18 protein-coding genes are annotated in these 23,183 nt (G+C 45.5%); 11 read left to right on the top strand and 7 right to left on the bottom strand.

The window, feature by feature from the left end; all coding sequences use genetic code 11:
* The first annotated feature begins 20 nt into the window (after positions 1 to 20).
* The 10 genes from aspS (at position 21) to KO533_RS00830 (ending at position 11,282) form a co-directional block, all read left to right on the top strand.
* Positions 21 to 1,799, top strand: a complete 1,779-nt coding sequence (gene aspS, locus KO533_RS00875) for an aspartate--tRNA ligase (RefSeq protein WP_219252450.1) — start codon at positions 21 to 23, stop codon at positions 1,797 to 1,799.
* Positions 1,800 to 2,096: 297 nt separating this feature from the next.
* Complete coding sequence (locus KO533_RS00870; protein ID WP_219252448.1) at positions 2,097 to 2,843, top strand: YebC/PmpR family DNA-binding transcriptional regulator; 747 nt, start codon at positions 2,097 to 2,099, stop codon at positions 2,841 to 2,843.
* A gap of 103 nt (positions 2,844 to 2,946) precedes the next feature.
* Positions 2,947 to 3,468 (top strand): crossover junction endodeoxyribonuclease RuvC, encoded by a 522-nt coding sequence (ruvC, locus tag KO533_RS00865; protein ID WP_219252446.1) that lies wholly within the window; start codon positions 2,947 to 2,949, stop codon positions 3,466 to 3,468.
* A complete protein-coding gene (ruvA, locus tag KO533_RS00860) occupies positions 3,465 to 4,082 on the top strand; it encodes a Holliday junction branch migration protein RuvA (protein ID WP_006081742.1) in 618 nt (205 codons plus the stop codon). The genes ruvC and ruvA overlap by 4 nt, the downstream gene beginning before the upstream one ends.
* A gap of 47 nt (positions 4,083 to 4,129) precedes the next feature.
* Complete coding sequence (gene ruvB, locus KO533_RS00855) at positions 4,130 to 5,134, top strand: Holliday junction branch migration DNA helicase RuvB (RefSeq protein ID WP_028759854.1); 1,005 nt, start codon at positions 4,130 to 4,132, stop codon at positions 5,132 to 5,134.
* Between the two features lie 745 nt (positions 5,135 to 5,879).
* Positions 5,880 to 8,417 carry a TonB-dependent receptor gene (locus KO533_RS00850; RefSeq protein ID WP_028759855.1) on the top strand — a complete coding sequence of 846 codons (2,538 nt, stop codon included), beginning with the start codon at positions 5,880 to 5,882 and terminating at the stop codon, positions 8,415 to 8,417.
* A 223-nt stretch (positions 8,418 to 8,640) separates the two neighbouring features.
* The gene (locus tag KO533_RS00845) at positions 8,641 to 9,321 is read left to right on the top strand and encodes a response regulator transcription factor (RefSeq protein WP_028759856.1); all 681 of its coding nucleotides are present in this window, start codon (positions 8,641 to 8,643) and stop codon (positions 9,319 to 9,321) included.
* 225 nt (positions 9,322 to 9,546) lie between these two features.
* Entirely contained in the window at positions 9,547 to 10,674 is a 1,128-nt protein-coding gene (locus KO533_RS00840) for a M14-type cytosolic carboxypeptidase (protein ID WP_105252564.1), read from the top strand.
* 12 nt (positions 10,675 to 10,686) lie between these two features.
* On the top strand, positions 10,687 to 11,004 hold the full coding sequence (locus KO533_RS00835) for a zinc ribbon domain-containing protein (protein ID WP_219234123.1): 318 nt from the start codon (positions 10,687 to 10,689) through the stop codon (positions 11,002 to 11,004).
* Positions 11,001 to 11,282: a DUF1315 family protein gene (locus tag KO533_RS00830; RefSeq protein ID WP_028759859.1), complete on the top strand. Its 282-nt coding sequence runs from the start codon at positions 11,001 to 11,003 to the stop codon at positions 11,280 to 11,282. Before KO533_RS00835 ends, KO533_RS00830 begins: the two co-directional genes overlap by 4 nt.
* A 305-nt stretch (positions 11,283 to 11,587) precedes the next feature.
* Here the strand turns inward: KO533_RS00830 and ansA are convergent, their stop codons facing one another.
* Positions 11,588 to 12,601 carry an asparaginase gene (ansA, locus tag KO533_RS00825; protein ID WP_006086774.1) on the bottom strand — a complete coding sequence of 338 codons (1,014 nt, stop codon included), beginning with the start codon at positions 12,599 to 12,601 and terminating at the stop codon, positions 11,588 to 11,590.
* 137 nt (positions 12,602 to 12,738) lie between these two features.
* Positions 12,739 to 14,586: a signal peptide peptidase SppA gene (sppA, locus tag KO533_RS00820; protein WP_219252444.1), complete on the bottom strand. Its 1,848-nt coding sequence runs from the start codon at positions 14,584 to 14,586 to the stop codon at positions 12,739 to 12,741.
* Positions 14,587 to 14,751: 165 nt separating this feature from the next.
* Between sppA and KO533_RS00815 the strand changes: the two genes are divergently transcribed.
* On the top strand, positions 14,752 to 16,770 hold the full coding sequence (locus KO533_RS00815; RefSeq protein ID WP_219252442.1) for an NADPH-dependent 2,4-dienoyl-CoA reductase: 2,019 nt from the start codon (positions 14,752 to 14,754) through the stop codon (positions 16,768 to 16,770).
* 327 nt (positions 16,771 to 17,097) lie between these two features.
* Here the strand turns inward: KO533_RS00815 and yfaE are convergent, their stop codons facing one another.
* From yfaE to ubiG, 5 genes are all read right to left on the bottom strand, one after another.
* Positions 17,098 to 17,523 carry a class I ribonucleotide reductase maintenance protein YfaE gene (gene yfaE / locus KO533_RS00810; RefSeq protein ID WP_219252440.1) on the bottom strand — a complete coding sequence of 142 codons (426 nt, stop codon included), beginning with the start codon at positions 17,521 to 17,523 and terminating at the stop codon, positions 17,098 to 17,100.
* Between the two features lie 38 nt (positions 17,524 to 17,561).
* Positions 17,562 to 18,692 carry a class Ia ribonucleoside-diphosphate reductase subunit beta gene (nrdB, locus tag KO533_RS00805; protein ID WP_028759863.1) on the bottom strand — a complete coding sequence of 377 codons (1,131 nt, stop codon included), beginning with the start codon at positions 18,690 to 18,692 and terminating at the stop codon, positions 17,562 to 17,564.
* A gap of 74 nt (positions 18,693 to 18,766) precedes the next feature.
* Complete coding sequence (gene nrdA / locus KO533_RS00800) at positions 18,767 to 21,055, bottom strand: class 1a ribonucleoside-diphosphate reductase subunit alpha (protein ID WP_219252439.1); 2,289 nt, start codon at positions 21,053 to 21,055, stop codon at positions 18,767 to 18,769.
* Between the two features lie 502 nt (positions 21,056 to 21,557).
* Entirely contained in the window at positions 21,558 to 22,229 is a 672-nt protein-coding gene (locus tag KO533_RS00795; protein WP_219252436.1) for an HAD-IA family hydrolase, read from the bottom strand.
* Between the two features lies 1 nt (position 22,230).
* Positions 22,231 to 22,941: a bifunctional 2-polyprenyl-6-hydroxyphenol methylase/3-demethylubiquinol 3-O-methyltransferase UbiG gene (gene ubiG / locus KO533_RS00790; protein WP_028759866.1), complete on the bottom strand. Its 711-nt coding sequence runs from the start codon at positions 22,939 to 22,941 to the stop codon at positions 22,231 to 22,233.
* Between the last annotated feature and the right edge of the window lie 242 nt (positions 22,942 to 23,183).

The following is a 23,183-nucleotide window of genomic DNA, read 5'->3' as shown; positions in this document are numbered from 1 at the left end:
CGGATAAAGGATAGAGTTAGATGCGCAGTCATTATTGTGGAGACGTCAATAAGTCTCACGTTGGACAAGAAGTTACCTTGGTAGGTTGGGTTAATCGTAGCCGTGATTTGGGTGGCGTTGTCTTTTTAGATTTAAGAGACAGAGAAGGTCTCATCCAAGTGGTCTATGATCCAGACTTACCTGAGGTGTTCAATGTCGCTAGCACGCTGCGCGCCGAATTTTGCGTTCAGGTCAAAGGCTTAGTTCGTGCCCGTCCTGATAGCCAAGTCAATGGTCAAATGAAGACGGGTGAGATTGAAGTCTTAGGTCAAGCCTTGACGATTATCAATGCTGCCGATCCACTGCCATTGAGCATGGATAACTACCAGAACAACAGCGAAGAGCAACGTCTTAAGTATCGTTACTTAGATTTACGTCGCCCAGAAATGGCGCAGCGATTAATTTTCCGCGCTAAAGTGACCAGTTCTGTGCGTCGTTTCCTCGACTCAAACGGTTTCTTAGACATAGAAACACCGATCCTGACCAAGGCAACCCCAGAAGGTGCCCGCGATTATTTAGTACCAAGCCGTACTTATAAAGGTCAGTTCTTTGCCTTGCCACAATCACCACAGTTGTTTAAACAGTTGCTGATGATGTCAGGCTTTGATCGTTACTATCAAATCGTAAAATGCTTCCGTGATGAAGACTTACGTGCCGACCGTCAGCCAGAATTCACCCAAATCGATATCGAAACGTCTTTCATGAGCTCTGAGCAAGTGATGGCGAAAACCGAAGAGATGATGCGTGGTCTGTTCCTTGAAATGCTGAACGTCGATCTCGGCGAGTTCCCGCGCATGACCTACAACGAAGCGATGCGTCGTTTCGGTTCAGATAAGCCAGATTTACGTAACCCATTAGAGCTGGTGGACATTGCCGATTTACTCAAAGAAGTCGAATTTGCGGTATTCTCTGGTCCTGCGAACGATGAAGAAGGCCGTGTTGCTGCACTGCGTATTCCGGGCGGCGCTGCGCTGTCTCGTAAGCAAATCGATGATTACACTAAATTTGTTGGCATCTATGGTGCTAAAGGCTTAGCGTGGATGAAGATTAATGACCTAAGCCTTGGCTTAGAAGGCATTCAATCACCTGTGCTAAAATTCTTAAACGAAAGCATAGTCAATGAAATCGTGAGCCGCACTGGCGTGCAAACTGGTGACATTATCCTGTTTGGTGCAGATCAGGCGACTGTGGTTGCCGAATCTATGGGCGCACTGCGTCTTAAAGCGGGCGAAGATTTCAACTTATTACAAGGTGAATGGCGTCCACTGTGGGTAGTTGACTTCCCAATGTTTGAGAAAATCAACGGCAACTTCCACGCGGTTCACCATCCGTTCACCGCACCGCGCGGCGTAACGGCAGCTGAACTTGAAGCTAACCCAGCAAATCGCGTTTCTGATGCTTACGATATGGTATTAAACGGCTGCGAATTAGGCGGTGGTTCAGTGCGTATCCACAACCAAGAAATGCAGTCTGCGGTATTCCGTATTCTGGGCATTACTGACGATGAAGCTAAAGAGAAATTCGGCTTCCTGTTAGAAGCGTTGCGTTACGGCACACCGCCACATGCAGGTTTAGCGTTTGGTTTAGACCGCATCATCATGCTGATGACGGGCGCAAGCTCAATCCGTGATGTGATGGCGTTCCCGAAAACCACCACTGCCGCTTGTCCGCTGACTAACGCGCCTGGTTTTGCCAATCCGCAGCAATTAGCTGAACTTGGTATTGCCGTGGTTGAGAAAGCTGTTAAAGCTGAAGACTGATCTTTTGTAAGAGGGCTTTGTAAGGCGACTTTTGTAAATCGACCTTATTCAAATCGACATTATGTAAATCGTTTTAGTGTAAGTCGATTGACGTTAGCCTTGTCAGTTATTTTTTGTCGTACCGAAAACCGAGGCATGAGCCTCGGTTTGTTTTAGTGAACCGTCATTCCACCGCTTATCAATATCTGTTAGTTCAATCCTTTAAGTAAATAGCCGTTATTTAGTCTCATTCCACCTTCGGCTCTTGATAAGCTTTGCGATGGCACCTAGATGATACCTAAGTAGAGGAGACTTCCCATGGCAGGTCACAGTAAATGGGCCAACATTAAGCACCGTAAAGCGGCTCAAGATGCTAAACGCGGTAAACTCTTTACTAAATTCATTCGCGAGTTAACCGTTGCAGCCCGTGAAGGTGGCTCAGATCCCGACTCTAATCCACGATTACGTGTCGCCATTGATAAAGCCCTCGGTGGTAATATGACCCGAGACACGGTTGAGCGTGCGATTAAACGCGGCGCCGGTGAATTAGAAGGCCAGCAACTCGAAACCATTCTCTATGAAGGTTATGGCCCAGGCGGCACCGCTGTGATGGTTGAAACCATGACGGACAATCGTAATCGGACTGTGAGCGGTGTGCGCAATGCGTTTAGTAAATCGGGCGGTAACTTAGGCACGGATGGGTCGGTTTCTTATCTGTTCACTAAGCGTGGGGTGTTATCCTATGCGCCGGGAACTGATGAAGATGCATTGATGGAAGCGGCGCTTGAAGCGGGCGCGGAAGATATTGTCAGCTATGATGATGGTTCTGTGGATGTGTTTACCGATCCCGTTGATTTCTATATGGTGAAAGAGGCGCTCGATAAAGCCCATTTTGTGGCGGATAATGCCGAAATCGCGATGATAGCCTCGACGAAAGCTGAGCTTGATCTAGAAACCGCCGAAAAATTTATGCGCCTTATCGACACCCTTGAAGATCACGATGATGTGCAAGAGGTGTATCATAATGCGGAAATCTCCGATGATGTGATGGCAAGCCTAGGCTAGATTGACTGTGAGCTGAATTAGGGCGTCAATTGATGCCAATTTTAGCTCGCAAACGCTAACGTAGGAACAGGGACGCAAATGTAGATCCCATATAAGGTATTGAATGGCAATTATTTTAGGTGTTGACCCAGGTTCACGGATCACAGGCTACGGCGTGATCCAATGTCAGGGACGGCATCAGATTTACCTCGGCAGTGGTTGTATTCGCACTTCGTCTGAAGAGCTGCCTGGCAGGCTCAAGCAAATATTTGATGGGCTCACTGAGATTATTCGTCAGTATCAACCGGATGAATTTGCGATTGAGCGCGTATTTATGGCAAAAAATGCCGATTCTGCGCTCAAGTTAGGCCAAGCACGCGGCGCGGCCATTGTTGCTGCCACAGTCGCCAATTTACCTGTGGCCGAATACAGTGCGACTCAAATTAAGAGCGCCGTCGTGGGTACGGGGCGAGCGCAGAAAGCCCAAGTACAACACATGATCCAACAACTACTTAAATTACCTGCAGCCCCACAAGCTGACGCCGCAGATGCACTCGGTGTTGCTGTGTGTCATTATCACACCAGCCAGAGTTTAATTGCATTGAGTGGCCGGGCAACGGCAAGAACATACGGACGGTACAGATGATAGGTCGTTTACGGGGCGTGCTCGTTGAGAAACAAGCACCAGAAATTTTGATCGATGTTAATGGTGTTGGTTACGAGTTGCAGATGCCGCTTACTAGCTTTTATGAGCTGCCTGAAGTTAATCATGAAACTATGGTCTACACCCACTTTGTGGTACGTGAAGATGCACAGCTACTCTATGGTTTTATCACTAAGCAGGAAAGGGCGTTATTTCGCTTACTGATCAAGACCAATGGTGTCGGTCCCAAGCTCGCACTGACCATTTTATCAGGCATGACAGCCGGAGAATTTGTGGGCTGCGTTGAGCGCGATGACATAGTGACCTTAGTGAAATTACCGGGAGTGGGTAAGAAGACCGCCGAGCGGTTACTGGTAGAAATGCGCGATAAGCTCAAGAGCTTGATGGAAGCCTCCGCAGGCTCAGAGCGTGAGTTCGTGCTGCAATCCAATTACTCACCCGCGCCGACAGTCAATAGCGCCGAAGAAGATGCTATTTCAGCTTTAATTTCACTGGGTTATAAACCACCGCAGGCGAGCAAATCGGTTTCTGCAGCCTACAAAGAGGGCATGGATTCAGAAACCCTGATCAAAGCCGCCCTTAAATCGATGCTTTAATTGAACAATGATGATAATTAAGATGAAAGCTGCGATAAGGAATAATAATGATTGAGGCAGACAGACTCATCCAGCCGCAGATCCAAGCTCAAGATGAATCCATCGACAGGGCGATGCGCCCTAAAATGCTCGATGAATACACGGGTCAAGATGATACTCGGGCACAGCTTAAGGTGTTTATTCAAGCGGCAAAGAATCGTAATGAAGCCTTAGATCATATGTTGATTTACGGTCCGCCGGGATTGGGTAAAACCACCTTGGCTATGATTGTGGCGAACGAGATGGGGGTGAACATTAAATCCACCTCGGGGCCTGTGCTGGAAAAAGCGGGCGATCTCGCCGCACTTTTGACCAATCTCGAATCCGGTGATGTGTTATTCATCGATGAAATCCACCGATTAAGCCCTGTAGTGGAGGAGATTTTGTATCCGGCGATGGAAGATTATCAGCTGGATATCATGATAGGTGAAGGGCCGGCAGCGCGCTCTATCAAGCTTGATTTACCGCCGTTTACTCTAGTGGGTGCGACAACACGGGCAGGGGCTTTGACTTCACCACTTCGGGCGCGTTTTGGGATCCCGCTGCGGCTTGAATTCTATAATATCAAAGATTTAAGTACCATAGTCACGCGTTCGGCGCAGGTGATGGAACTGGATATTGATGCTGAAGGAGCATTTGAAATCGCACGCCGTTCACGTGGTACACCGCGGATAGCTAACCGACTGCTTCGCCGCGTGCGGGATTACGCGCAGGTGAAGCATGATGGCGCTGTCACTAAGTTTGTTGCCGATCATGCACTAGACTTGCTGGATGTCGATAATGAAGGTTTCGATTACATGGACCGCAAGTTACTACTCGCCATTATCGATAAGTTTATGGGTGGCCCAGTTGGACTCGATAACTTAGCAGCAGCCATAGGCGAAGAACGCGAAACCATTGAAGATGTGCTAGAGCCCTTTTTGATCCAGCAAGGCTTTATCCAACGCACGCCCCGCGGCCGTATTGCAACCGCACGGGCATATCAACATTTTGAGTTGATCAAACCCGAGTAAACATCAGTTTGATGATACAGACTATAAGAGGCGACCTAAGTGGTCGCTTTTTTTATAAAGAAAATTTGTCCTTGAATGTGGTCCGTATGAGATGTAAGTCATTTATTTAAGAATAAGAAATAGGGAGTGTTTAGAGGGATTGGAAGCTAATACTTATATTCAAAATTAATATGCAAGATCAGTAACAAATAGTCATTTCAAAGGCGTGCAGAATTATTTGTACCTTAATTGTTAAACCATAATTTTAGACGTTGTTAAAATGCATAATTAGCACAATTGATACATAGTGTATCTCTGTTTTAATGCAATTTATCTATGTTTATCGGTATTTTAGCGCTTTGGCTATCTGTGGATATTGCTAGATATGCAGATTTAACAATAGTTAATCAATACACTGTTCTTCTAGATAACTTTAATAAGGATTGAAAAGTGTGATCCACATCACATTTTTTAATGTGCAAAATGTTGCATTTATGTTTCTTATTAACAGTCTTAAAGCCTGCTTAATATTCATATCGTGGTGATTAACTCTGTATAGGTGTGGTAAATAAGGGTATTAAAAAATAGCATTCAAATTAATTAACCAAATAAATCACAATAATTAACAATTTGTTTTTATTGGTTAAAATTTTGAGCATTGACGGAGTTAAAGTGAATCCTCAGTATCAGGTGCAACACTAGTACAGCAATAGCTGTACAAGCTGTAAGCATAAAAATAATAGTAAGATCTAGGGAGCATTCATACATGATCAAAAGAACTAAAGTAGCGTCAGCTATTAACTTAGCTATCGTTGCATCTATCACTACTGGTGCATTTGTTACGTCAAGCGCATTTGCTGCTGAAGAAAAAGCAAAAGTTGAACGTATTGAAGTGACAGGTTCACGCATTCAACGCCAAGATATGGAAACAGCATCTCCTGTGACCGTTATTGATGCTGCTGCGATTAAAGCGGAAGGTTTTACTTCTGTTGACCAAATGCTGCAAGTACAGACTTCGATGGCGGGTGCGGCAATTGGTTCAACAACAAACAACGGTGCTGACGGTGTTGCACAAGTTGATTTACGTGGCATGGGTTCACAACGTACGCTTGTGTTATTAAACGGTCGCCGCATGGTGAACTCTGGTTCCGGTGCTAACAGCTCTGTGGATTTGAACTCTATTCCAGTCGCTATGATTGCACGTGTTGAAATTCTGAAAGACGGCGCTTCAGCTGTTTACGGTTCTGATGCGATTGCTGGTGTAGTGAATATTATCACTAAGAAAGACTTTGAAGGTTTCCAGCTCGATTTTAACGGTAGTGGCACTGACAAGGGTGACGGTAAAAATGGCGACGTAAGTGCACTATACGGTTTCAATACCGATGGTGGTAATTACACCTTTGGTGCTGCTTTTTCTGACCGTCGTGGCGTGATCCAAGGTGACCGTGATTGGACTGAACCTGGTGCAAGTTCATTTATCCCTGAAGGTACTTTAGGCGGCAAGATTAAAGATGCCAATGGCAACTGGGTAGACCGTTCATACGGTTATGATTTTACCCAAGATAGTTACTATCAAACACCAAGTGAACGTCGTAGTTTATTTGCTAACATGACTCAAGAGTTAGGTAATGATGTTGTGTTAACTGCAGATGCTATTTATACCAACCGTCGTTCTAACCAGCAAATGGCTGCTCAACCCGCTGATCTTATGCTAAATGTTTGCGGCGCGGCGGGCGTTCCAGCCGGAGCTCCATGTGTAACGCTTGATAGCGGCATGATCGCAGCAGGTATTAAAGCCGATGATAAGGGTTTAGTTAACTATCGTCGCCGGACTAACGATGTAGGTCCTCGTATTTATACTCAGGATACTGATACTTGGCGTTTATCAGGTGGTTTAGCGGGCACCTTAGATGTTCATACTGGTATGAACTGGGATGTAACCTACACCTATGGTAAAAACCAAGCTAAAACTGCAGTAGATAATTCTATCAATGCATCAGATATGCTTGATTCGATCTATGCAAATCCTAATGCATGGTTTAGTGGCACCCCATTAACACAGCAAATGATTAACGAAATCGGTTATTCAGAGCAAGCAAATGGTGGTAATGAGCAACAAACACTTTCTGCTGGTTTAAATGGCGAATTGTTTGATTTAAAAGCAGGTGCCGTTGGTTTTGCGATTGGTGCAGAATACCGTCGTGAAAGTGGTTTTTATAATCCTGATCCTGTAGTTGTTGCTGGTGAAAGTACTGCTGCTCAACAAGACCCTACAGATGGTAACTATAACGTTATTTCTATTTTCCAAGAAGTAAGTGTGCCTTTCACTGAGAAATTAACGGGTGAATTTGCGCTACGTTTAGATGATTATTCTACTTTTGGTAAAGCAACCACTTGGAAGATTGGCTTAACTTATGCTGCAACGGATGAGTTAATGGTTCGTGGTGTAGCGGCTACTGGTTTCCGTGCTCCAAGTGTTGCTGAATTGTATGGTGGTAACTCAGGTTCGTTTGATTATTTAGATGATCCATGGGGCAATGCTCAAGATCCACAAATTTTAGTAAATCGTACATCAGATCCAGATTTAAAGCCTGAAGAATCAGAGTCTTATACGGCTGGTTTAGTGTATTCGCCAAGCTATCTTGATGGTATGTCTGTGACTTTGGATTACTGGAGTTTCAAAGTTGATAACGCGATTGCGCGTATGGACACTCAAGCAGGTCTAGATGCATGTCATAGATTCCAAGTAGATGGCGATGCAACAGGTGCAGCATCTTGTGAAATTTTCAATATCGGCGCTAATGGCGATTTAGATAATTTAACGAATGCTTTAACTAACGTGGGTACACAAGACACGAGTGGTGTAGATTTCAACTTAGCCTACAGCTTTGAGCTTATTGGTTTAGATTGGAAACTAAACAATGACACAACTTACTTAGTTAACTTCGAGCAGGATGGTGAAAGCTATACTGGTACTATTGATGGTAACTTTGGTGCTTATGCCCGAGTTCGTAACAACTTTAGCTTGTCAGCGGGTCAAGATGATTGGAGTGTTATGTACTTCAATCGTTATATCGGCGGAATGACAGATCTAGCTCAAGGTACTGATGTAGACTCAATTTTGTACCATAACATTTCTGGTACTTATCATATCAATGATATGACGACTGTCAGTTTAGGCGTTAAGAATTTCACTGATGAAAAACCAGTTACTGTTTCTAACGGTAGCGATGGTGGTACAGTTCCACAAGTATATGACACAGTCGGCCGCGTGATTTACGGTGGTGTAACTGTTAAATTCTAAGCTAAGTTCAGACTCTTAGTTTCTAAAAAGCGCCTTAGGGCGCTTTTTTATTGGGAGTTTATGAGATGATTTTAGAGTCGCTAATCATCAGTTGATTGGTTGTTAATATCGTATTTTGTTCACAGTTTTCAACATCACACATCTTAACGAATGTAATAGCGCTAGAGTCGTCTCGATTCGCATGGTAATATAAATGATATAGATTCTCGTTTGGGCTTTAAGGATGAGTAAAATACTCTTGGTCGATGATGATCCATTGTTTAGCGTTTGGTTAGCTGATGCCCTATGTACGCAAGGGCATGAGGTTAAGTGTGCGGTTAATGGCATCGAGGGTCTGGCATGCATTGAAAGTTTTGCTCCAGACATCATAGTGCTTGATTTAGTGATGCCACAGATGAATGGATTTGAGTTGCTAAAAGCGCGTGAATGTTCAACGCCGGTACTGATGATCTCAGCACGTGATAATGAAGATGATCGCATCACTGGTTATGAATTGGGAGCAGATGATTTTCTGAGTAAGCCGTTTAGCATAAAAGAGATTTTTGTCCGCTTACGAGCCTTAGAGCGGCGTCTCTGTGCTGGTCACTCTCACTCGCCGCAAATGGCGACTGTGGCGGCTAAAGTGATTAACTTCGATGAAATGAGTTATAGGATCACTATTGGCACCCGCTATGTCGATTTGACCCAAACCGAGTTTAAATTATTTAAATATCTTTTTGAAAGAAAAGGCCAAGTCATCACTAAGCAAGAGTTGCAGCGCTCAGTGCTACAGAAAGATTTGGGCCGATTTGACCGTAATCTGGACATGCATATTAGTAACACTCGCCGCAAGCTAGCCAATATCAGCTTGCCGCGTAATTTGATAAATACAGTACGAGGCCAAGGTTATAGTTTTATGGTCTAATATCTTCATTAATTTATAGCGAAAGGCTCTTTTTTTATGGATTTTAGGCGTGTTAACTGGTTAATTAAAGGTCGATTGCAAGTGTCTTGACTGAATTTAATGGCTTTCGTTTTCCCCTTGGGATGTTTTGGTTTATTCTATCGGCCATATAATAAAATGTGCCGTGTGATATCTATCGCACGCCATTAAATTGCCCTTAGTTTTAACAACCTATTAGGAATCATTATGCGGATCAGTGCCAACTTTGATGGCGGAAATATCCAAGTCGTCAATCTTGATAATAAAGACGATATTCAACTTGCTATCCGCCCTGATGCGGGTGGTGAGTTTTATCAATGGTTCAATTTTCGATTTGAAGGTGAAGTGGGTAACCATTACACCTTGAATATTATCAATGCGGGAACCGCTTCTTATACCAAGGGATGGGAAGATTATCAGGCGGTGGCCAGTTATGATCGCCAGCATTGGTTCCGTATTCCGACTCAATATCAAGACGGTAAACTGAGCATTAGCATAGAGTTAGATTGCGATGCCATTCAAATCGCTTACTTTGCACCCTACAGCTATGAGCGTCATTTAGATTTACTCAGCGGCGCCCAGTTACACCCAGATGTCAATTTAGAGCATTTAGGTCTGACCTTAGATGGCCGCGATATTACTCTGATGAAAGTAGGGAATGGCGATCCTTCTAAACGCAATATTTGGATCACCGCCAGACAACATCCGGGTGAAACGATGGCTGAATGGTTAGTTGAAGGTCTAGTGAATCGTTTACTCGATAATGACTGTCCCACGGCAAAAGCACTGCTTGATAAGGCCAATTTTTATATAGTGCCCAACATGAATCCCGATGGCAGTGTCAGAGGTCATCTGCGCACTAACGCGATTGGGATTAATCTAAACCGCGAGTGGCAAACACCGAGTTTAGAAAAAAGCCCTGAGGTATATCACGTCGTCAACAAGATGCAGCAAACGGGTGTTGACCTGTTTTATGATGTGCATGGTGATGAAGGCTTACCTTATGTGTTTCTAGCGGGTTGTGAAGGCGTCCCCGCTTACAATGATAAACTGGCGCAGCTGCAAGCGGACTTTAGTCAAGCATTGACCTTAGCCAGTGCCGATTTTCAAACTCAGTATGGGTATGATAAAGATGAGCCCGGCCAAGCGAATCTGACCGTAGCGTCTAATTGGGTTGCCCAGACCTTCAAGTGTTTATCAAATACCCTTGAGATGCCGTTTAAAGACAATAACAATCTGGCCGATCCTTTTGTGGGTTGGTCACCAGAACGCAGTATTTATTTAGGTGAAGCATCGCTGATTGCCATGCTCGCCGTTGTTGATAAGTTACGTTAGGGCGAGGCTGATATGGCATTAATTGAATGTCCGGTGTGTCGTAAACGTATGTCGAGCAAAGCGCCTTCATGCCCCCATTGCCAAGCAAAAACCGATGGCGACAATGAGTCCTTATCGCGCATTAGCCATATTCAAAAGTCCAGCAGCTTAATGAATCAGAGTTTCGTTGCTATGACCTTGTTCATTGCTGGTGTGGTGATTTGGTTTTGGGGTGGGGAACCCGCCGAAGGTATGCGGGCGAATATCGCCGGAATATGTTTTGTGTTTGGTTTTGTAGGTTATCTCGTAACACGAGTCAGAATCGTGTTACATAAGCGGAAAAGTGTATGACGGATATCAATCAAGTGATCGATCAAATGCCCATTGAAGTCTATGAAAGGCTTCGCAGTGCTGCTGAGCTGGGTAAGTGGGAGGATGGTACTGTGTTGAGTGAGACTCAGCGTGAATCGACTCTGCAGGTGGTGATGTTGTATCAAGCGCGTAAGCTTGAGCAAACAGAGCATTTCACTATTGCATCTGACGGTAAAATAAATGAGCTGTCTAAGGCCGAGCTGAAAAAGCAATTCCGCGGTGAGCCGATTGCTGGCTTTAAAGCGCAGGATTTATAATTTCTGACTGGCCGCGCAGATCGGCTTGCAAGGTGTGCTTTATTAGGAATTAGGTGTAAGTCTGAGGTTGGCAAGGGGAGCTAGCATTTTATCTTTTGTTAGTGATATCAATGCTAACATTGATTTGATATCAAATAACTTCAATGCAACTCTTGGTCCGCAAAAGTCTTAAAATAAACGCTCATTTAGTGCTGTTAAGTCTGAACTAAAATCTAGTCTGAGTTTAAATCAAAAAAGCCCATCAAATATGGGCTTTTTTTGTTGCTAGCGTTTGAGGGCAACAAATAGATTAGAAGACACTATCTTTAATCTATGCTCAGTTCACCGACTAGATTTTGTAACATGGCCGCTTTTATCTCAGCTGGTTGCAAATTTTTAGATAGCAAATAATGCAGTTTTGCTAAGGCCGCTTCTATAGTCATATCGGCGCCACTGATCACGCCTGCTTTGGCTAATGCATTACCTGTGGCATAGCCGCCCATATTCACTTTCCCTTGGAAACACTGGGTTAGATTCACTAGCACTATGCCACGTTCATCTGCTTGCCTTAAGGTTTTGAGTAAGGCGGCATCCTGCGGCGCGTTACCCACACCAAATGTCAGCAGTATGAGGGCTTTAACTGGCTGTTGCAGAATGTTCTCAAAAATCTGTGTCGATATCCCAGGATACAAGGTCACCACACCGACAGGTTGTGGGCTGATATGAGCGACTTCTAATGGGGTATCGTTGGCAACGGTGATCTTGCCTGCGCGCAGATTGATTTTGATCCCCGCCTCAAGCAGTAGCGGGAAGTTGGGTGAGGCGAAAGCATCGAAGCCATCGGCGTGGGCCTTAGTCGAGCGATTACCCCTAAAGAGTTTGTTATTGAAGAATAAACACACTTCAGCGACTGGATAATTCGCCGCAATATAGAGTGAGTTTAATAAATTGGTTTGGCCGTCTGAGCGCAGCTGGGCGAGGGGAATTTGCGAGCCCGTCACTATTACAGGTTTTGATAAGCCTTGCAGCATAAACGACAGTGCCGAAGCTGTGTACGCCATGGTATCTGTGCCGTGAAGGATCACAAAGCCATCGTACTTATCGTAATTGGCTTGTATATCGTCGGCGATCATCTGCCAATCGGTTGGTGCCATATTGGAAGAGTCGATAAGCGGGCAGTATTCGTGGATGACGAATGTCGGCATTTCTTCATGGTAAAACTCAGGCATAGATTGCACGCACTGAGTCAGGAATCCCGCGACGGGGACAAAGCCGTTATCGGTCTTTTGCATACCGATGGTGCCGCCAGTATAGGCAACATAAATGGAGCGTTTAGTCATTCTTGTCGTTTTCTTAGCTTCAAGTGGCCGAATTATACGATTTTACTGACATAAACCCAATAAAAAAGCCCGGAGATCCGGGCTTTGTCTTTGTCATCATCTTGAAGTTGCGAGCTGCAACCTAGACGCTAGCAGATTTAGTTCATCATATTGCAAGTATCACAGTAGATGTAGACGTTATTTGGATCATCAAAAGAGGTTAACGTTTTCAAACTGCTAGTCCACTGTTGTAGCATTTGCTCTAACATCGATGACTGACTTAGTGAGGCGGGCAGGTAGCTCGATACTGAGGCAAACATCTGCTGCATGAATTTTTGTTCGGGTGTCAGCTCTTGTTCGATGACGCGGGTGTCAAATAGCGTCATATCCGCGAGTTTAGCGGCTTTAGCTATGGCTTCATCTACATCACCCAGTTCATCGACTAAGCCAAGTTCAAGAGCCTTTTTACCGCTCCAAACGCGGCCTTGAGCAATCTTATCGACTTGTTCTATGGTCATCTTACGTTCTTTAGCGACCAGGGAGATAAAGTCTGAATAGCCGCGTTCAATATGACGTTGGATAATCGCTTCAATCTGGGGGGAAAGTGTGCGGGTAACAGATAATCCTGCCCATTCTGAGGTCGATACGCCATCGGTATGCACGCCTATACTGGCCAATGAATCTTCAAAGGTAGTGATCATGCCAAAGATCCCAATCGAACCCGTGAGCGTCGTTGGCGTTGCGAAGATATAGTCGGCACTGGCTGAAATCCAGTAACCACCGGATGCGGCTAAACTGCCCATGCTCACAACCACGGGTTTACCTGCTGCTTTAAGTGCCAGTAATTCTTGACGAATTTGCTCAGAGGCAAAGGCGCTACCGCCAGGGCTATCAACGCGTAATACTAAGGCTTTAATGTGTTTATCAAAACGTGCCTTACGTAGCAGTTCGGCAGTGCTTTCGCCGCCAATTTGGCCCGCAGGTTGAGTGCCGTTCAAAATTGTGCCACTTGCCACAATAATACCAACACTGTCTTGCTCTACAAAGTTGGGTAATGGCGTCACTAAGGTCAAGTAATCATAAAAACTGACTTGCTTGAAACTGTCACCACTGCTGGCTTTTCCTACGGTTTCTAGCATGGTTTTACGAAAATCTTCTGTGGTCGCTAGGTTATCAACCCATTTCATGTTGATTGCCATTGTGGCTGAATCGCCATTGGCTTTATCGAGCTCTGCCAAATAAGTGGTTGCGTCGGGCACCAGAGAATGCGGTTCGATATTGCGATTGCCTGCAACCGTTTGTGTGTAGCTTTGCCATACATCGGCTAACAGTGCACTACTGGCTTCCCGCGCAGCATCTGACATATCGTCACGTATGTAGGGTTCAACCGCAGATTTAAAGGTCCCCACGCGGAAAATATGCGCTTTGACTTTGAGTTTTTCTAAGGCCGATTTGAAATATTGGTTGTACATACTCAGGCCATCAAGCGAGACACCGCCTTGGGGATTGAGGTAAATGGTGTCGGCAAAACTGGCGAGGAAATATTGATTTTGCTCGTAGTAGTTGCCGATGGCGATGACTTTTTTACCGCTCTCTTTAAAGCGATTGAGTGCATTTCCGATAGATTGTAGTTTGCTGATCCCAGCACGTTTAAGATCGACCAGATCGAGCACTAGTACGCTAATGCGTTGATCTTGCGCTGCATTGTCAATGACATAAAGCACATCGGCGAGTAGGATTTCACCATCGGCGTTGGCATTTTGGCCTTGTTTGAATGCGGCTTCTAAGGGATCGACTTGTTGTTTCTGATCGACAATAGAGCCGGCTAAATTAAGCACCAGTGCCGAATTATCTTCAACTTGGATATCTTCGCTACTGCCAATGGAGATAATGATCGCGGCTAAGAGTCCAAAAAAGATTAGATTGAGGATGAGTTTACGTGTCCCGTTCAGGGTGTGCCAAATAAACAAACATATTCTCTTGAAAAACGATGGGTTAGCGGACATCTGCCACTCCTTTATAAGTCCAATCTGCCAATGCTAACTGAAAATGGCGCTACAGGCTAAACACAATTGTAAAGGATTTTGACTGATGGCCTCGATCCAACGGTTGAGCTTAGATTTGACACAAGGTATGCTGATTTAAATCACTTGTTTTAAAAGGATGTTTGAATGTCGTTTCCCCATTTATTAGAACCCTTAGATCTGGGATTTACCCAGCTTAAAAACCGTGTGCTTATGGGCTCAATGCACACAGGTTTGGAAGAAGAAAAGGGCGGATTTGAGAAACTGGCAGCGTTCTACAAAGAACGCGCTCTGGGCGGTGTAGGTTTGATTGTGACAGGTGGTATTTCCCCCAATCTTCGTGGTCGCCTTACGCCCCATGCCTGTCAGCTGAGTTTTCCTTGGCAAGTGGGTAAGCATCGCGTGGTAACGCAGGCGGTGCATGAGGCTGGCGGTAAGATCTGTATGCAAATTTTGCATGCGGGACGTTATGGCTATCATCCTTTTTCCCAAGCACCGAGCAAGATTAAATCACCCATTACACCTTTTACGCCGTCTGCTATGTCTAGTCGCCAAGTGCGCTCGACCATTAAGGATTACGCCAGCTCCGCCGCCCTTGCCAAGAAAGCGGGTTACGATGGTGTTGAGGTGATGGGTTCTGAAGGATATTTGATTAATCAGTTTGTTAGTGCGCGTACCAACACTCGCACCGATGAATGGGGTGGTGCGTTTGAAAAACGGGCGCAATTCCCGATTGAGATTGTTAACGCGATACGGGCAAAAGTTGGTAAAGATTTCATCATTATCTTCCGTTTATCCATGCTCGATCTGGTGGATAACGGTTCGACTTGGGATGAAGTAGTGCAACTGGCCCAGTGGTTAGAGCAAGCTGGTGTGTCCATTCTAAATACGGGCATTGGCTGGCATGAAGCGCGAGTACCGACCATTGCGACAAGCGTGCCCCGTGGCGCCTTTGCGTGGGTGACAGAAAAGCTCAAACAATCTGTTTCCGTTCCCTTAATTGCGACTAACCGCATTAATACCCCTGAGATTGGTGAGCAGATTATCGCCTCAGGTCAAGCTGACATGGTATCGATGGCGCGGCCATTCCTCGCTGATCCTGAGTTTGTGAATAAGGCTGCGGTGAACACGCCGGAGCTTATCAACACCTGCATTGGCTGTAACCAAGCATGTCTTGACCATACCTTTTCCCTCAAGCGCGCAACCTGTTTAGTGAATCCTCGCGCCTGTTATGAGACTGAAATCAACTTCTTACCCACAGCCAATAAAAAGCGTATTGCGGTGATGGGGGCAGGCCCTGCGGGCATGGCGTTTTCTGTTTATGCCGCCATGCGTGGCCATGACGTTGTCTTGTTTGAAGCAAAATCTGAGGTGGGTGGTCAGTTTAATCTCGCCCGTAAAATCCCTGGGAAAGAAGAGTTTAACGAGACTATTCGTTATTTCATTAACCAAATTAAGCTGCATAAGGTGGAGCTGAGATTAAACACTCGCCTCGATGCCAGTGTGTTGGCGACCGAAAAGTTTGATGATGTGGTAATCGCCTCAGGCGTTGTGCCGCGTGATTTAGTCTTACCTGGTTTTGACGACCCACGGGTGGTCGATTATCAAAAAGTGCTCTCGGGTGAAGTGACTGTCGGTAATACGGTGGCCTTGATTGGCGCCGGCGGTATAGGGTTCGATATGGCGCACTTTTTGTGTGAGCGCCAGTCGAGCACCTTGAACCCCGATAAATGGCTACAACAGTGGGGCATAGATAAAACTTACCAGCATGCAGGCGGCCTAACTGAACCTCATTCCGACAATACTGATCATCGTAAGGTGTTTTTACTGCAACGTAAAACGTCGAAGATGGGCAAGGGCTTAGGCAAAACCACCGGCTGGATCCACCGTCTTGTGCTTAAGCAACATGATGTGAAGATGAAAACGGGCGTGAGTTACGATAAGTTTGATGATGCAGGACTGCATATTCGCGTGGGTGAAACCGCTGAAGTGCTGGCCGTTGATAACGTCGTTTTGTGTGCTGGGCAAGAATCGAATCGCACGTTAGTGGATGAGATGAAAGCAACTGGCCTGCCTGTGCATCTGATTGGTGGCGTAGATGTCGCGGCAGAGCTTGATGCTAAGCGTGCAATCCGCCAAGGCGCTGAACTGGCAATGCGTTTATAGAAAGTCGTTAAGTCGTACGTTTTAAGCGTTAAGTATTCAATTTTAGATCCTGAAAGCCTGAACCTGTGTTCAGGCTTTTTTGTTTTAGTTTGTTTTAGTTTGTTTTAGGTTTTTTAGTGTGAATGCATTGAAAATAGAGAGAAGGGAAAATAGTGGGTTTTAATACGTTTGGTATCTAATGGCGCGGATTGATTTAGGCTGTATTGAAAGGGGCTGTTTGTCTTAAAGCTACTCTTTGTTTAAGAGCTCATTTTTGTTTGAAAGCGATTTTTGCTTTTAACGCTACATCTTGTTTAAAGCAGCTTATTGAACAATCGAGTCTTGCCGTTATGAGTCTTCAAACACTGCCTGTTTCTGCGTGCGTGTGTCACTTGCTACATTTTGTGTTTGCTTTGACTTTGCCAAACTGGCTTTATTCTGATTCGATTGACACGCATAGGTGACCACAGCTGCACCTTCAGGTGATAGATCCAGCTCTAAATCTTCGGTTGGTACACAGCAGCAGGGCAAACATTCATCATGTTTGAGTTCGGCTAAGGGTTCGTTTAAATAGCTGACTTTTCCGCTGATGACGCGTGTTTTGCAGGCACCGCAGAAACCGTTGCGACATTCTGAGAAGATTTTGACTTTTTTGGCTTCGAGCGCTTGCAGCAAAGTGCCTTGTTGCTCGGTAAAGAGCAACACAGGTTGACCTTGAAGGCGCACGATTGGCGCCTTCGCAAACAGGTTTTGTGGCCGTTTTTTTGATGTCACTGTTTTAATGCCATTTTGTAACGTCACTTTTAAGTGTCTTATAGATCGAAGTCGAGGAACTCATCACCATCAACCGCGGAGTCGATTTGGCCGACAAGGTATGAAGAGACTTCAACTTCCTGTGGTGCAACTTGCACTGCATCGCTTTCTAACCAGTTTTTCATCCAAGGTAATGGATTGGTTATTTCTGGGTATGGTTGCGGTAGATTCACCGACTTCATGCGTTGATTAGTAATAAACTCAACGTATTGGCACAGGATCTGTTCATTCAAACCTATCATAGAGCCGTCTTTGAACAGGTATTTGGCCCATTCTTTTTCTTGCTCTGCGGCTTTGAAGAATAAATCGAAAGCTTCCTGTTGGCATTCTGCAGCAATTTCACCCATTTCTGGATCGTCTTTACCGCCTTGCATGATGCTTAAAATATGCTGAGTGCTGTTTAAGTGTAAGGCTTCATCACGGGCGATTAAGCGAATAATTTTCGCGTTACCTTCCATGAGCTTACGTTCAGCAAAGGCAAATGAGCAGGCGAAGCTAACATAGAAACGAATGGCTTCTAGGGCGTTGACTGACATCATGCACAGGTACAAGGCTTTTTTCAGGGTGCGGGTGTTTACTATGACTTCTTTGCCATCGATGACATGGGTTCCTGCACCGAGTAAATGGAATATCTGAGTCAGTTGGATCAAATGATCGTAATAAGCGGCGATATCGGTCGCACGGCTTAAGATTTCTTTGTTCACGACGATATCGTCGAAGATCACTGAAGGATCGTTAACAATATTGCGAATGATGTGGGTGTATGAGCGCGAGTGAATCGTCTCAGAGAAAGACCAAGTCTCAATCCAGGTTTCTAATTCAGGCAGTGACACCAGCGGCAAAAAGGCCACATTGGGCGAGCGGCCTTGAATCGAGTCGAGTAGGGTTTGGTATTTCAGATTCGAAATAAAGATGTGTTTTTCATGATCAGGCAATGCACCGTAGTCAATCTTATCGCGACTGACGTCTACTTCTTCCGGGCGCCAAAAGAAAGATAACTGCTTTTCTATCAGTTTTTCGAACACTTCATATTTTTGTTGATCGTAACGAGCCACGTTGACCGATTGACCTAAAAACATAGGTTCACGGGTGGCATCGTTAGGTGTTTGACAGAAGGTAGAGTAGGCCATGGTGCTATTTTTCCAATGGATAGGGATCCACTAAATAGGGATCCCTATAAAACCGTTAACGTTAAAGTTAAAGACTAGATTTTACATGCGCCGCCGGCGCAACCGTCATCTTCTTTCTCTAAATTGGTGATGTCATCGTGTGAATCCGACGCACCATCGCGAGTGTTATGGTAGTAAAGCGTTTTAACACCTAACTTGTAAGCATTGAGCAAATCTTTCAGCAGGGTTTGCATGGGTACTTTACGGCCTTCAAAACGTGAAGGATCGTAGTTAGTGTTAGCCGAAATCGCTTGGTCAACGAATTTCTGCATAATACCCACTAACTGTAAGTAACCGTCGTTGCTTGGCATTTTCCACAGCAATTCATAGCTATCTTTCAGTGTATCGAAATCAGGTACCACTTGTTTTAGCTGACCGTCTTTGCTCGATTTCACGCTGATAAGGCCACGTGGTGGCTCAATACCATTGGTCGCATTGGAGATTTGCGACGAGGTTTCTGATGGCATTAATGCCGACAGCGTCGAGTTACGCAGGCCATATTGCTTGATATCGCTACGCAGTGATTCCCAGTCTAAGTGCAATGGTTCGGCACAAATTTTATCCAAATCACGTTTGTAGGTATCAATTGGCAAAATACCTTGAGAGTAAGTGGTCTCGTGGAATAACGGACACGCACCTTGCTCTTTGGCTAAGTTCATTGAGGCTTTCAGTAAATAGTACTGAATCGCTTCGAAGGTTCTGTGGGTTAAAGCGTTCGCACTACCATCGGAATACTTCATGCCGTTTTTCGCTAAATAGTTAGCGAAGTTGATCACGCCTATGCCTAAGGTACGGCGATTCATCGAGGCGATTTGCGCGGCTTTGATAGGGTAATCTTGATAGTCCAATAGATTATCCAGTGCGCGTACGGCGAGGTCGGCTAATGGCTCAATATCTGATAACGCTTTGATAGAACCTAAGTTAAGTGCTGACAGCGTACAAAGCGCGATTTCACCTTCTGGATCATCGATGTTGTTCAATGGTTTAGTCGGCAGGGCGATTTCAAGACACAGGTTAGACTGTCTGATCGGCGCGACCTTTGAATCGAACGGGCTGTGAGTGTTGCAGTGATCCACGTTCTGAATGTAGATACGGCCCGTTGAGGCACGCTCTTGCATCATCAGTGAAAACAGCTCAACGGCTTTTATGGTTTTCTTACGAATGCTGCTGTCTTGCTCATATTGCACATATAAACGTTCGAATTCGTTTTGATCTTCAAAGAAAGCATCGTACAAGCCAGGCACGTCAGATGGGCTAAATAAACTGATGTTTTCGCCTTTGATCAGACGTTGATACATGACTTTGTTCAACTGCACACCGTAGTCTAAATGACGGATACGGTTGTCTTCGACGCCGCGGTTATTTTTCAATACCAGCAGAGATTCGACTTCTAAGTGCCAAATAGGGTAGAACAGGGTCGCAGCACCGCCACGCACGCCGCCTTGAGAACACGACTTCACTGCGGTTTGGAAATACTTATAGAAAGGTAAACAACCTGTGTGGAAGGCTTCACCACCACGGATTGGGCTACCTAAGGCGCGAATACGACCGGCGTTAATACCGATACCCGCACGTTGGCTGACGTATTTCACGATAGACGAAGCGGTCGCGTTGATGGAATCTAAGCTATCACCACATTCGATCAGTACGCAAGAGCTAAACTGACGCGTTGGGGTGCGCACACCGGCCATAATTGGCGTTGGCAGCGACAGTTTAAAAGTTGATACCGCGTCATAGAAATCTTTAACGTATTTCAGGCGCGTCTCTTTTGGATAACGGGCAAACAAGCAAGCCGCAACCAAAATGTAAAGGAACTGGGCGCTCTCGTAGATTTCGTGGGTCACACGGTTTTGAACTAAATATTTGCCTTCAAGCTGTTTTACCGCTGCGTAAGAGAAGTCCATATCGCGCCAATGGTCGATATAGGTATCCATCACATCCAGTTCTTCGCGAGTGTAATCTCTTAAAATGTGTTGATCGTATTTACCTAGCTCAACCAACTTAGTCACGTGAGCATACAATGCGGGCGGCTCAAACTGACCGAAGGCCTTCTTACGCAAATGAAACACCGCTAAACGGGCAGCAAGGAACTGATAGTCCGGTGATTCTGGCGAAATTAAATCCGCCGCAGCCTTGATAATGGTTTCATGGATAGCTTCGGTTGGGATGCCATCGAAAAACTGTAGGTGCGAGCGAAGTTCAACTTCCGAAACAGAAACGTTTTTTAATCCCTTGGCTGCCCAAGTAATTACGCGGTGTATTTTTTCGAGATCGATATTCTCACGATCGCCACAGCGTTTTGTGACTGTCATAGTGCTATTCATTTGGAGATAGGCCTTGGTTCTTATATGTATTTAGGTGAGCAAAATCACCGTACGTATCCTTGTAAAACAATCAATAATCGTCCCTTAAATACAGCTGACTGGTTAAAAACGAGTCAATTAAGCGGCGAGCTTCTAGTGTGTCTGATTGTTACCTATACACAAGATATGGTGTTTTAAATTATATGGGATACAAGATAGTGAGGTTTGCCCCTATTTGCAAGTCTGAATTCAGGGGACATCTTGTGGATAACGTGAGGATAAAATTTTGCGTTAGTAACGACTAACCTTGAAGCTCAATTTCAGGTTAGCGTGTCACACTCATGGGGGATTTTTAGGCGATCTTTTCTTTAGATCGCGATCGCTCACGAGTGCCGATCTTTTATCCGTCTGACTTTTTCCGTGGGTCATAAATAGTATGCTGACACACTGATGTCCGTCAGTGAGGTTACGTATTGGATGCCTTATTCGTGAGCATTGTAGGCGCTGTTTTTGGTTGATGTTGTTAAGCCAATGCTTCGATTAGTGCTTGATGTAGCTCAGTTGGGCTCGCAAAATGCGCGTGCGCAGGCCATTGCAACGGCTTGTCGTTCACGCCCAGATAACCCCATAGGGCCACGCCGCCTAACATGCCAGCAGCCTCGGCCGCGAGCAGATCTCGCTCGGCATCCCCAAGATACAAAATGTGCTCTGGAGCACAGTTTAGTTGTTGTGCGCCTAACAGCATTGGTGCGGTGTGGGGTTTTGGGTGTTTTGTAGAATCGCCGCTGATGATAACGGGCATACGCAAGTGTAAATTCAGTTTTCGCAATAAGGGACGGGTAAAGCGCGCAGGCTTGTTGGTGATCACCCCAAACGGCAACTGAGTTAACTCGAGCCAGTCGAGTAATGCCACTATGCCTGTAAATAGCGCACAATGATCGCCATTTATACGCTGATAGTGGGCGAGTAGCCCTTGCTGAACTTGAGACCGAAGATCTTCTGCCGCATCAGGGATCGCGGCATCGACTAAGGCAAAACTGCCGTGGGATGCGGCGTAGCGCATGGCCGCTAACGGCTGCGCGGCGATGCCGACGTCTTGAAGACTTAAATTGAGGGCCTGCACTAGATCCGGCGCGGTATCGGCTAAGGTGCCGTCGAGATCGAACAGTACGCCTTTGATCTGTGCCAGACTCATATTAATCAACCTTACGCGTCGCTATCATGTAATTCACATCAACCTTAGGCGTGTACTTAAAAATGCCCGTCAATGGGTTGTAGCTTACCCCTAAGGCATCGGTACAGATAAGATCGGTATTATCTACTAGCTCAATCAGCTCTGAAGGCTTAATGAATTTTTTATGCTCGTGGGTGCCAACTGGTAGCATTTTTAGCAAATATTCCGCGCCTAAAATGGTGTGCACGTAGGATTTAATGTTGCGGTTGATGGTGGAGAAAAACACATGACCACCGGGTTTAACCATGTCACAGCAAGCCTTGATCACAGATTGTGGATCGGGTACATGTTCGAGCATTTCCATGCAGGTCACCACATCGTAATAGGCTTGATGATCTTGGCTATGGGCCTCGGCAGTATTTTTTACATAATTAATGCTCACGCCCGTTTCGAGGGCATGTAGGCGGGCGACTTCTAAGGGCTCATCACCCATATCTAAGCCATCAACCTCGGCGCCGATGCGGGCCATGCTTTCAGACAATATGCCGCCACCACAGCCGACATCGAGCACTTTCTTGCCGAAAATACCGCCAGCGGTTTGATCGATATAGTTTAAGCGCAGCGGGTTTAATAGATGCAGCGGCTTAAATTCGCCGTTGAGATCCCACCAAGTTTCGGCCATACGTTCAAACTTTGCGATTTCCTGTGGGTCTACATTGGTATTCTGATGCATGCTATTACCTGAAGAAGCTGTATTGTGCGGCTATTATAACGACTATGTTTGATAAACAAAGTGCTCGACTGAGCTAAGCCCTTGTGGTTGAGTGAATTTTCAGCAGTTATCTGCTTTTATGTTAATTGTTGTGCTCCGTATCGACCTTTTACTTCATCCCGTTGACGATTTTTCCTCATCGTAAGCCGTGTATTTCAACGCTTGTTTATAGCTCAAACGACCAAATTGACAGTGTTTTCATC

This window comes from Shewanella sp. NKUCC05_KAH (genome assembly GCF_019345585.1).
GTDB lineage: Bacteria > Pseudomonadota > Gammaproteobacteria > Enterobacterales > Shewanellaceae > Shewanella > Shewanella oncorhynchi.
Note: the sequence above shows the minus strand (reverse complement) of the source record. Positions and strands in the feature narration are given on the sequence as shown.